This is a genomic window from Chroococcidiopsis sp. CCALA 051 (genome assembly GCF_003015105.1).
GTDB lineage: Bacteria > Cyanobacteriota > Cyanobacteriia > Cyanobacteriales > Chroococcidiopsidaceae > Chroococcidiopsis > Chroococcidiopsis thermalis.
The window spans coordinates 22,133-32,113 of the sequence record NZ_PYCI01000071.1; the positions used below are offsets into that span (position 1 = coordinate 22,133).

Annotated in this window: 9 protein-coding genes; 4 read left to right on the forward strand and 5 right to left on the reverse strand. The window is 44.9% G+C overall.

From position 1 onward, the window contains the following. Positions 1 to 28 precede the first annotated feature (28 nt). Positions 29 to 499, reverse strand: coding sequence for a GNAT family N-acetyltransferase (locus C7Y66_RS17700; RefSeq protein WP_106546605.1), 471 nt, complete (start codon positions 497 to 499; stop codon positions 29 to 31). A gap of 690 nt (positions 500 to 1,189) precedes the next feature. On the opposite strand from C7Y66_RS17700, the gene C7Y66_RS17710 reads away from it, so the two are divergent. Then, positions 1,190 to 1,867: a hypothetical protein gene (locus tag C7Y66_RS17710; protein ID WP_106546607.1), complete on the forward strand. Its 678-nt coding sequence runs from the start codon at positions 1,190 to 1,192 to the stop codon at positions 1,865 to 1,867. Positions 1,868 to 1,876: 9 nt separating this feature from the next. Here C7Y66_RS17710 and C7Y66_RS17715 read toward each other — a convergent pair whose 3' ends face one another. The 4 genes from C7Y66_RS17715 to C7Y66_RS17730 all read right to left on the reverse strand — a co-directional run bounded on the left by C7Y66_RS17715 (position 1,877) and on the right by C7Y66_RS17730 (position 6,375). Next, the gene (locus C7Y66_RS17715) at positions 1,877 to 3,187 is read right to left on the reverse strand and encodes a hypothetical protein (protein WP_106546608.1); all 1,311 of its coding nucleotides are present in this window, start codon (positions 3,185 to 3,187) and stop codon (positions 1,877 to 1,879) included. A gap of 135 nt (positions 3,188 to 3,322) precedes the next feature. Further along, complete coding sequence (gene kbl / locus C7Y66_RS17720) at positions 3,323 to 4,513, reverse strand: glycine C-acetyltransferase (RefSeq protein ID WP_106546609.1); 1,191 nt, start codon at positions 4,511 to 4,513, stop codon at positions 3,323 to 3,325. Between the two features lie 2 nt (positions 4,514 to 4,515). Next, positions 4,516 to 5,571, reverse strand: coding sequence for an NAD-dependent epimerase/dehydratase family protein (locus C7Y66_RS17725; RefSeq protein WP_233222729.1), 1,056 nt, complete (start codon positions 5,569 to 5,571; stop codon positions 4,516 to 4,518). A 108-nt stretch (positions 5,572 to 5,679) separates the two neighbouring features. Continuing rightward, entirely contained in the window at positions 5,680 to 6,375 is a 696-nt protein-coding gene (locus tag C7Y66_RS17730; RefSeq protein WP_106546610.1) for a 2OG-Fe dioxygenase family protein, read from the reverse strand. A 530-nt stretch (positions 6,376 to 6,905) separates the two neighbouring features. Here C7Y66_RS17730 and C7Y66_RS17735 point away from each other — a divergent pair. From C7Y66_RS17735 to C7Y66_RS17745, 3 genes are all read left to right on the forward strand, one after another. Next, positions 6,906 to 8,072 (forward strand): pyridoxal phosphate-dependent aminotransferase, encoded by a 1,167-nt coding sequence (locus C7Y66_RS17735; protein WP_106546611.1) that lies wholly within the window; start codon positions 6,906 to 6,908, stop codon positions 8,070 to 8,072. A 105-nt stretch (positions 8,073 to 8,177) separates the two neighbouring features. Beyond that, the gene (locus C7Y66_RS17740) at positions 8,178 to 9,035 is read left to right on the forward strand and encodes an alpha/beta hydrolase (RefSeq protein ID WP_106546612.1); all 858 of its coding nucleotides are present in this window, start codon (positions 8,178 to 8,180) and stop codon (positions 9,033 to 9,035) included. A gap of 581 nt (positions 9,036 to 9,616) precedes the next feature. Further along, the coding region (locus C7Y66_RS17745) for an AMP-binding protein (protein WP_146149817.1) at positions 9,617 to 9,981 on the forward strand (365 nt) is incomplete at its 3' end.

Below are 9,981 nucleotides of genomic sequence, written 5' to 3' on the forward strand. Positions count from 1 at the left end.
AAAATAGAGACTTTGGGTGAACCCACCCCTACAGATCGTCATATAACAAAACTTTGTGGAATACCAAAGATGTTTTGACTTGGCTGTAGCCGCATTTTTGGTAGAAATGATGAGCTGCTGAACGGACAATATTAGATCGAACTAATATACTTTGACATCTGCGTATCTTTGCCCAGCTTTCAACTTGGTGGAGCAATTTTCTACCGATACCAGTACCGCGATCGCTTGGCGCTACAACTAAGCCGCCAATTTCAGCATGAAAATCTGTCAGCAGCGAGTGATAAGTGTAAGCGTGAATCCAAGCGATCGCTCGATCGTCTAAACCTGTGGCTACGTAGATAATATGATTGCTATCTGACAAAATTTGGTACAGGCGCTGCTCTATGGCAATAGTCGAAACAGGATAGCCGAGTTGGTCAGACAAAATCGCGATCGCCTCAACATCTTGCGTAGTAGCTGGGCGAATATTAACACCGCTACTATCAAGAGCAACTGACATGATGAAACTACTCTATCTGTACGCTTCATTGTAACAGGGACGCTCAAGCGCTGTTGATTTCCAAGCGCACGATGAAAGATCGCATCGCGAGTGTTTTGAATCAATTACATTTACGCGATCGCACTCAGGCTGCACTATTTGCTAATTCTTGTTTAGCGATTTTAGACCAAATGAATTAATAAGTAATCCTTACTATTTTTAAATTGAGAAGTAACCCCGTGTGCGACTTTTTTCTTAGCCACGCCACTTTGCTCAAGTCGGGAAACCCGCCCATGCAAGTGGCTCCCCTTTTTAAGGGGATTGGGGGATCTAAAAACTACACCACCCACAAAGAGATCCCCCCTAGCCCCCCTTTCTCAAGGGAGGAACAAGAGAAAGTTGCACCGAAGCGTGGAGTATTGCTAACGCTTAGAAATCAAGGAAACGAGCTAGTAAATCTATCAGAAATTGACTTCTACACTAAGGTAGAATTCGATAAAACTCGTGCTGTTGAAATACCGTACTGAAATTCACTTGAATCAAAGCTTGAATAAAATTAAAAGAGCAGCATCAAAGCGTAAAATTAAGAACTGTGTCTGCAAGTTCCATGTTTTCACCACTAAGGAGCATAAACTTAAAGAACAATTTATTTGGTTTTACGTCATTAAGATGTAAGATCTCTAATTCGATAATTTAGGAGAAAGACTTTATATGTTCATTTCTAATTCCTGGCAAGCCAAAGTTGCGGCGCTGATGGCACTGGGAATGACTTCTGCCACAATAGTACCTGCGATCGCGGCGACTCCGGTTGCAGCACCCCAATCGAACTCTAGTAAACTCTTAATTGCGCAATCACCTCAGTCAATCGTACCAGTTGGTACGGTCATTCCGGTGCGATACAAAAAGTCAGATAGAGTGCTGGTTACGCCTAAAGAATCAGTCAGACTGACGCTAACTACAGCAACCAGCGTCCGCTCGGAGCGCGGAAATGTCGTGATTCCCGCAGGTAGCCAAATTAACGGTAGACTCAGACCTGCTGATGGTGGTTCGCAATTCGTGGCTGAATCAGTCGTCATTGGTAGTCAAAAACGAAAATATCCGATTGAGGCAACATCAGCTGTCGTGAGCAGAAAGCAGACAATCGATCGCAAAACCAACCCCGACTTCGTTCGCGGTGCTGTTGTTGGCGCAGCAGTCGGAGCCGTAGCATCTGAAATTTTTGGAGATATCGATTTAGGTGCAATCTTAGGAGGCGCGGGAGCTGGAGTCTTGGGAGAAACGCTCCTTAGAGGTCGCAAGCGAAAAGAAGTGGAAGTGGTTGTCGTCAATCCCAATCGAGATTTAGACCTGACGCTAGATGAGGATTTTGTCTTGTCTCGAAATCGGTAATGGGAGTTATTAGTCGTAAGTCGTAACTTGTAAAGTTGACAAATGTTTGCGTTCTAGCGGGTGGAGATTTCCAGCTGCTAGAACCGATAGACCTTGTTCTGTAAGAGCTTGTGCCGTTTTATTCAAGGCATCAAACTTGTCCAGAAAATTCAGGGTGAGATGTTCCCAATCTCCAGAGGCAATAATCTCCTGCTTGTCACGGAAATAATCGAAAATATCCGATGGGTGCTGCCGCATCTGCTCAACTTCTGGATCGCCTCCCTCATGCTTGGCTGAAATATTCGGCACGCACGAAGCCAGCTCCATCAACTCGTCTCTGCGGTTATAAGGCTGTCGCACGATGCCTTTCCAAGTTTCAGTGATGTGATGCTCGAAGCGAACCTGCTGCTCGAAGTCCAAAGCCTGGCGAAACTGGCTGGTAATTTCAATCGTTTTGTTATTGACCGAGTTACTCCAATTGAATCCAATTAATGGAGAGCTACCATCATCTCTGGAAAATAACTTTGCTCCAAGTAAAGTCCACAAAGCTGCGTAGGGATTGTCGTTGCCCATAAATACAGAGATCTTGAACTCGATATCAACGCCGAGACGATGAAGGAGATAGCCTAGTAGCACTGTCCCAGGATTGAGATTGAGAACTTGGCGAATCCCGTAGTTAGTGTAGTAGTACAAGTATTCGTTCAGCCATTGCAAAGCGCGATCGTTGGGCTGTCCAACACCACCAAAGTAACCCGCGATCGTTTCCGCTCCGCCGAGATGGACGTTCGAGCCATCAGTTCCCTTGGTATCGAGAGTGACGACGAAACTCGCGCCAATAATTTGCATAGCTGCGGCAATGGCGGGCAAGTCACCATCGGTTTCTTGTTCCTTCATCTGGCGGACTTGAATGAAACGTCCCGGCATGAGGGATTGTTGGGCGATCGCTCGTCGAGCTGCGGCAATTATCCAAGGAAAATATTGACAGGCACTAATTTCAAGTGTCACTGCATATTTGTCGTCAAATGTCAAGGTATCTACCTTGTTTCCTAGTACCTTGCGGCGATAATCGGCAATGCTGACAAATGCGCCCTCATCTGCTTGCTGTTGCAGCCATTGTAGGTCGGTTAAATATTCGGGTCGAGTTTGGCGAACGCGCTCTAGCAATGCGGTCAGAGACGCAGCTTGTTTTGCCTTAGCATTAATCTCTTCTGGAGTCCCATATTTAGACACGACATTGAGGAAATTGGCGATCGCCTCCATATTTGGCTCGACTAGAATCTCGTTAATCGCCTCTAACTTTGCAGGTGGAATTTCCAGTCTTTTTCGGATATCCTCAATCATAGTAATTTTCCTCTTCAATAGGCAGCAGTCAAAAGTCAAAAGTCAAAAGTCAAAACACTAACATAGTCTTGCAGGGTAAGATTTGAAAACAAATCCTACTGTAACTGGTCACTGGTCGCTGCTCACTGGTCACTGTCAAACGACTCCATACTTTTTCCCCACGCTAGTAAACGCTTCTACACATTGCTCTAATTGTTCTCGCGTATGAGTAGCAGATACCTGTACCCGAATTCGGGCATGACCTTGGGGAACTACGGGATAGCTAAAGCTAATAACGTAAATCCCCTCATCGAGCAGATCTCGCGCCATAGCTTGTGCAAGTTTTGCGTCGTACAGCAGAATTGGTACGATCGGGTGAACACCAGGTTTAATTTCAAAACCGCGATCGCCGATGGAAGTCCGAAAGTAGCTGGCATTCTCCAGCAGTCTTTCGCGTAATTCTGAGGTTCGATCGAGTAAATCCAATACCTTAATGCTGGTGTAGGCGATCGCCGGAGCAAGGGTGTTGGAAAATAAATAGGGGCGCGATCGCTGCCTCAGCAAGTCGATAATGACTTTACGACCTGATGTAAAGCCTCCAGAAGCTCCACCCAGGGCTTTTCCTAACGTACTGGTGATGATATCTGTACGACCTATGACACCACGATGTTCGATCGAGCCGCGTCCTGTTGCTCCCAAAATCCCAGTAGCATGACTATCATCTACCATGACCAGCGCATCATACTGTTCGGCTAAATTGCAGATTTGGTCTAGCTTAGCGATATCGCCATCCATGCTGAAGACCCCATCCGTGGCAATTAAGCGGATTTTCAGCGATTGGGTAGCTCGCAGCGTTTGCTCTAATTCTTCCATATTGCTATGGGCAAACCGATAGCGTTTAGCTTTACACAGCCGAATTCCGTCAATAATACTAGCGTGGTTGAGTGCATCGCTAATGACCGCACACTCTTCATCAAGTAGTGTTTCAAATAGTCCGGCATTGGCATCAAAACAGGAACCGTACAGAATAGTATCTTCAGTACCGAGAAATGCAGAAATCTTTGCTTCCAGCTCTTTATGTATGGTTTGCGTGCCACAGATAAAGCGCACCGATGACAAGCCAAAACCATATTTAGTAATTCCTTCCTGGGCTGCGGCAATAATGTCAGGATGGTTAGCTAATCCCAGGTAATTATTAGCACAGAAGTTCAGTACCGTCCGACCATCTTGAAGTTGGATTTTAGCATCTTGAGGAGATGCGATCGCTCGTTCTTCTTTGCGCAGACCGGATTGATGAATTTCATCGAGCAGGGATTGAAAAACAGAAGCCGCCGTTGTGGTCAACATGGCTACATCACCGAATTTAGGGAGCAGGGAGCGCACTGCTGTGCGCCCGTACTAGGGAGTTGGGAAAGATTGACTTTTGAATGTTGGATTTTGAAGTTTGAATTGTTCCCCTGCTCCCTTTTTAATGACTCCAGCTTCGCCAACATATCGCCGACGATCGCAGATAAGTCATAGGTATGCTGCCAACCCCAATCGGCTCGTGCTTTAGAGTCGTCAACTGTACAAACCCAAGAATCCGCGATCGCCTGCCGAAAATCGGGTTTGTATTCGCAGGTAAACTCAGGTAAGTGCTTTTGAATTTCAGCTACGAGTTCTGCTACCGAGAAGCTGACTGCTGCCACATTGTAGCTAGTACGAACTTTGATGGCTGATAAATCTGCTTCCATCAATTCCAGAATCGCTCTGACCGCATCTAAAGCATACATCATGGGCAAGCGAGTCTCTGGGCGAAGGAAACAGGTGTAAGTTCTCTGCTGGAGGGCAGCATAGAAGATTTCTACGGCAAAGTCTGTTGTCCCGCCTCCTGGTGGAGCATTGTAGCTAATAATGCCCGGTAAACGTAAAGATCGCACGTCCACGCCAAACCGTTGCGCGTAGTACTGACAAAGTAGTTCGCCCGTCACCTTGGTAATTCCGTACATTGTAGATGGCTCTGTCACCGTAATCTGAGGCGTGTCTAACTTCGGCGTATGCGCTCCAAATACGGCAATAGAACTAGGATAAAAGACTTTGAGTCGCTCTGATTTGGCTACTTCCAAAACATTTTTTAGCCCGTTAATATTAACGTCCCAACAGCGATCGGGTTCCCGTTCGCCTTTGGCTGAGAGTAGTCCTGCTAAGTGGTAGATTGTATCGATTTGATGCCGTTTGACAATTTTTTCCAACCGCCGACCGTCTGTGACATCTAACACTTTATAAGGAAATAACTTGCTTTCCTCTGAGCGTGGCGATCGCCCGCTTTCCATGACGTGTGTTGTCCCATAGCGTCTTTGTAGGGCAACAACAAGGTCGCTTCCCAGTTGACCTCTAGAGCCAGTGACTAAAATATTGTTCATCATATGACAGTTATTAGTTGTCAGTGGTAATTGGTAATTGGTAATTGGTAGTTGGTAGTTGGTTGACAGTTCTTGCTCCTCTAGCCCCTCTGCCCCTCTGCTCCCTGCTCCCTACTCCCTGCTCCCTGCTCCCTGCTCAGGAGGAAATAAACCAGGACATGTGAGGACAAAAACATCCCTGACTCCCAGTTCAGATGTAGTCGCTTTGACAGGCGAGGTGTAGTGGAAGTATTGACTATCTCTAAAGACTAAAAATTCGCCAGGATTGAGAATTTTGCTAAAAGCGGGACGACCATCTTTTTCTGGATAAAGGTGCGTTTCTCCCCCTTCAATTCCGGTTCTATTCACAGAGAAAATGCCGACGAGTTCGACTCCATCGCGATGAATTCCTTCAGGCGCAGGATTGCCGAGTTGCTGAGAAGAAGCTGTGGTTCTAATTTGATGCACTGCAACTTCGTTGAAGTTAGTACAAAGCTGGCAAAACTGGAAAAATTCCCACACAATTTTTTGAAAATCTACTGACGCAACTAGGCGATCGTCAAGTTCTGGATACTCTCTAACTACATCTCCCAAAATTGGGTTATATACTTTCGATTGAAATAGCTGCCTGTGGGGTAATTTTATCAGGCGATCGCCAGCTATTTGAAAGTGAGAAAGGTTTCTAAAGCGATAGTTGCCTGCTAAATATGGATCGGCTGGCAAGAAGTCGAAAAATGGTTTTAATTGCTCTAGCTTAACAGCGTTCACCATTTCTAAAACATAGCTGGCTAGACAATTGAATTCTTGTGGTTTTGATAAATTCAGCATAGTAAACTTCCTCACGTTCAATTGAGGATAGCAGTATTATTCAAACTGCTACATCTAAATTTAGTAGTTAGCATTGGGTCATGCTGTACCAAATTCTGCTACCGATAGCAGCAAAAATTAACAATAAATTTATAGATTTATAATGTAAACTCGATCTAGTATTTTCATTCCTTTATAGGAGCCTCATCAATAGATATAGAACAGAGTATGTGTCAGCAAAGAGGCTCTATAAAATAGGACTTAAGGTTTCATTCTATTGTTAGAGAAGACACCTAGCGTTCGATCGAGTCTCCTGATTTAATTGTAGTTATATTTTTCGGCTATTGTCGATCCCTATAACTTTTGGCTGATATCTGTTATTCTTACTAACTCTTTTTTTAATAAAAATTCATACAAGAATGTCAGTTATAGCTGTTCTAAATGATTTGTAAAGTAGGCTTCTAGCTGCCGCAGGCTAGAAGCCTGCTCCATCATGAATCAAATAGGATTGCTATATCAGTTGTCAGTTGTCATTTGGAAAATAAATTAATATGAATTTTGCCGAACGAATGAGCCGCCTGGGGACGGAATCTGCTTTTGAAGTCCTTGCCAAAGCACAACGATTGGAAGCTCAAGGACGTAACGTAATTCATCTAGAAATCGGACAGCCAGACTTCCAGACACCGATGAATATCTGTCAGGCTGCATTTCAAGCCATGAAAGACGGCTACACTGGCTATGCTCCAGCCGCTGGATTACCTCAGTTGCGACAGGCGATCGCTCAATATGTGACACACACAAGAGGCGTTGAGGTGCATCCCGATGAAGTAGTAGTGACACCAGGTGCTAAGCCGATAATTTTTTTCACAATTCTAGCGCTGGTAGATACAGGCGATGAGGTGATATATCCCGATCCAGGGTTTCCCGTTTACGAATCAGTCATTAACTTTGTAGGAGGCAAGGCAATTCCTCTAGCTTTGCGCGAAGAGGTTGGCTTTCGCTTTCGGATTGAGGATTTAGAACAAGCAATTTCTCCGCGCACGCGACTATTAATTCTCAATTCTCCCCAAAATCCTACTGGAGGCGTACTGCAGCTTGAAGATTTAGAGGCGATCGCCAATTTAGCAGAACGACATAATTTTTATATCCTCTCGGACGAAATCTACTCGCGCATCCTTTACGAACAGACACACCACAGCATTATGAGTTTGCCTGGGATGAAAGAGCGGACGATTCTGCTAGATGGTTACTCTAAAACTTACGCGATGACGGGGTGGCGCTTAGGTTATGGTGTGGCTCCCCAACTATTAGCTCAAAAGCTAGAGCAATTAACAATCAATTCCAATTCCTGCACCTGTTCGTTTACTCAAATTGCTGGGATTGAAGCACTCACAGGAACGCAAGAGTTTGTGGAACAGATGGTGGACGAATTCAAACAGCGAAGAGATTTTATTGTCGATGGTTTGACTGCGATCGCGGGTATTGAGTGCGTTAAACCTACAGGAGCATTCTACGTATTTCCTAATGTCAAACAACTTCCCCTCAGCTGTGATGCACTCGCAGATTACTTACTAGCAGAAGCCGGAGTTGCCGTACTTTCTGGTTCTGCTTTTGGTAAGTTTGGTGAGGGATATTTAAGGTTATCCTACGCTAACTCATTGGAAAATATTCGCGAAGCGCTCGACCGCATTCAAACTGCGATCGCTCAGCTCAAATGAGGCATTCAGTCTTCTTCGTCAGTTGTATACAATTAAAATGGATGCACGGTAATTTCTGACTTCTGAGTTCACCCTGTTGTAGAAAAACATTTGGGGAGAATCAGGATGAAAAACATTGCAGGAACCTTCAAGGGCGCTGGTGGATTAAGCCTCTATTACCAAAGCTGGCATCCCCAAGAGCGATCGCGGGCTGTGGTGGCGATCGTGCATGGTTTGGGAGCGCATAGCGGTCTATTTCTACCTGCTGTAGAGTACTTAGTGTCTCTAGGTTATGCAGTCTATGCCTTTGATTTACGAGGTCACGGACACTCGCCAGGACAAAGGGGACATATTAATAGATGGACTGAATTTCGAGAAGATTTAAGCGCCTTTTTACAGCAAATTTGGCAGCAAGAACCGAATTGCCCTTGTTTTGTCTGGGGACATAGTTTAGGAGGTGCGATTGTTTTGGATTATGCTTTGCGATCGCCGCAGGGATTGCAGGGTGCGATCGTCACTGCACCAGCCTTGGGGAAAGTTGGAGTTTCGCGCCTCAAACTAGCGATCGGGCGAGTCTTTTCCCGCGTCTATCCACGCTTGAGTCTTAAGGTTGGCTTGAATCATCATGCTAGTTCGCGCAATCCGAATGTTATTTCTGCTTATAGTCAAGACCCCTTACGTCACGAATACGGTAGTGCCAGACTTGCAACAGAATTCTTTGCTGCCGTGGATTGGATTGAAAATCATGCGTCTGAGCTGCAAATTCCTTTACTGCTGCTACATGGCAGTGCAGACCAAGTGACTCATCCTGAAAGTAGTTGGCTGTTCTGCGAACGGGTCACTTATCCCGACAAGAAATGCTACGAGTATCCTGGCAGTTATCACGATCTTTATGCCGATACGAATTATCAAGAAGTACTTGTAGACATTGGTAACTGGTTGGAGCAGCATTTGCAGGAAATTGATGACAGTCAAGCAGCATAAGGTATGAGAGTGGTGTCTGGAAGAATTAAATAATGTTACCAAAATTTTCTTTATTGCTATAAATTAACAACGGATAGTGAAGTATGTGTTTGACTCTCTTATAGTGAATTCAGAGGCTAGCAACTAAGTGGTTAGTAAGCAAAAATTCCTGTTGCTTAGCTTGATTTGTTACTAAAGATAGATAAAATAGCAACTTTGTTAAGCGATAAGCTAAACTGAGATCGAGGCAATTCTTGTAGCATATCGTTCGATCCCTGAAGGGTTAGATATGGCAGTCTAACATCTTCAGTTAGGTATGTTGCGGCTGATTCAGATTAATTGAAAAGGAGAAACAGGGGAATATTTAACTCAGGTGTGAGAAGCTAGCATCCAAAACAAACACTGCATCTGTCTCTGTTTTCTAAAAACAAAACTAAATCAAAAACTATCGGCTACTCGATCGCAAATATTGTTAGCGATCGCAGCAGTGAGTTTCAGTTAGTGTAGGGTGGGCAATGCCCACCTTACTGTAAAAGCTAATTCATAAAAAAACACAGAAAAACTTTATCGAGGGGAAGAGATTTCAGCTCTTCTTGGCGAAAATGTTGTGGTCTAACAAAATTTACACAGCCCCTCCCAACTCTGGGAATGTGTTGTTGGGACGCACACTGCCTTCATTATTAGATGAAGCCTGCGATCGCGCTCCCAATTTCCATGCTTTAAATTGGTGGACGGAACAAGGTTGGCAGTCCTTATCCGAGCGAGCCTTTCGGACTGCGGCTGAAGAAGTAGCACTCGGTTTGTCGAACTTAGGGTTAGAGAAGGGCGATCGCGTTGCCCTCCTCATGCAGAGCGATGTTAACTTTTGCATAGTTGACATGGGCTGCTTGCTAGCTCAACTGATTGACGTACCGATCGATCTCACCCAAACGTTGGAAAATATTGTTTTTATTACGCAACACAGCGA

Coding starts and splice junctions, on each gene's coding strand:
- C7Y66_RS17710 (WP_106546607.1), top strand. CDS start 1,190: ATGTTCATTTCTAATTCCTGGCAAGCCAAAGTTGCGGCGCTGATGGCA.
- kbl (WP_106546609.1), bottom strand. CDS start 4,513: ATGTTGACCACAACGGCGGCTTCTGTTTTTCAATCCCTGCTCGATGAA.
- C7Y66_RS17715 (WP_106546608.1), bottom strand. CDS start 3,187: ATGATTGAGGATATCCGAAAAAGACTGGAAATTCCACCTGCAAAGTTA.
- C7Y66_RS17740 (WP_106546612.1), top strand. CDS start 8,178: ATGAAAAACATTGCAGGAACCTTCAAGGGCGCTGGTGGATTAAGCCTC.
- C7Y66_RS17700 (WP_106546605.1), bottom strand. CDS start 499: ATGTCAGTTGCTCTTGATAGTAGCGGTGTTAATATTCGCCCAGCTACT.
- C7Y66_RS17730 (WP_106546610.1), bottom strand. CDS start 6,375: ATGCTGAATTTATCAAAACCACAAGAATTCAATTGTCTAGCCAGCTAT.
- C7Y66_RS17725 (WP_233222729.1), bottom strand. CDS start 5,571: ATGATGAACAATATTTTAGTCACTGGCTCTAGAGGTCAACTGGGAAGC.
- C7Y66_RS17735 (WP_106546611.1), top strand. CDS start 6,906: ATGAATTTTGCCGAACGAATGAGCCGCCTGGGGACGGAATCTGCTTTT.